Origin of the sequence: Amycolatopsis anabasis (assembly GCF_009765355.1) — a bacterium.
GTDB classification, from domain to species: domain Bacteria; phylum Actinomycetota; class Actinomycetes; order Mycobacteriales; family Pseudonocardiaceae; genus Amycolatopsis; species Amycolatopsis anabasis.
Genome location: NZ_VTHK01000176.1, coordinates 1 through 857, shown reverse-complemented (window position 1 = coordinate 857; position 857 = coordinate 1). Strand labels below are relative to the sequence as shown.

At 64.5% G+C, this 857-nt stretch carries 1 protein-coding gene; it reads left to right on the top strand.

What is annotated here, in order from left to right:
- Positions 1–7: 7 nt before the first annotated feature.
- On the top strand, positions 8–857 hold an 850-nt coding region (locus FXO23_RS50590), incomplete at its 3' end, for a WXG100 family type VII secretion target (protein WP_425484995.1).

Genomic DNA, 857 nt, shown 5'->3' with positions numbered 1-857 from the left:
GTGCCGTATGCCGGAGGGGAATCCGCTGGTCGCGCAGGAGAAGTCGCAGACCACGGCGGTGACGGGGATCGGGATCGCGGAGTCGGCGGTCGATCTGGCGAACGGGGTGAAGGACGGTTCGTGGGTCGAGGGTGGTCTTGGTGCGCTGGGGATGGGTCTGGAGGTCCTGTCGCTGGCGATTGATCCGATCGGGACGCTGGCCCAGTACGGGGTTTCGTGGTTGATCGAGCATGTGCAGCCGTTGAAGGAGGCGTTGGATTGGCTGGCGGGGGATCCGCCGGTGATCCAGTCGTTTTCGGATACGTGGGCGAATGTGGCCAAGGAAGTGGGTGCGGTCGCGGGGGATTTGTCGAATGAGGGGAAGAACGGTACCGCGGGGTGGACCGGTGATGCGGGGGATGCGTATCGGGGGACGGTCGCGGAGCAGTCCGATGCGATTCAGGGTGCGTCGACGCTGGCGGATGGGATTTCCACCGGTGTGATGGTGATGGGCCAGGTGGTGGCCATGGTGCGGGAGACCGTGCGGGATTTGGTGGCTGAGCTGGTGGGGAAGTTGATTACGTGGGCGTTGGAGGCGGCGTGCACGCTGGGGTTCGCGACGCCGGTGATCGCGGCGCAGGCGACGGCGGCGATCACGAAGGCGGTCAACACGATTTCGCAGTTGATTCGCAAGTTGGTGAAGACGATCGGGAATGTGGCGCCGAAGATCAAGAAGATCGTGGCGAAGCTCGGGGAGATCATCGAGAAGCTGTCCAAGCTGGGGAAGAAGCTGGGCAAGAGTGGTGGTACCAGCCCGTCGGCGGCCAAGGCGGGCAAGAAGATCGACGGCCCCGACGTCAACGCCCCCAAGGGCGACA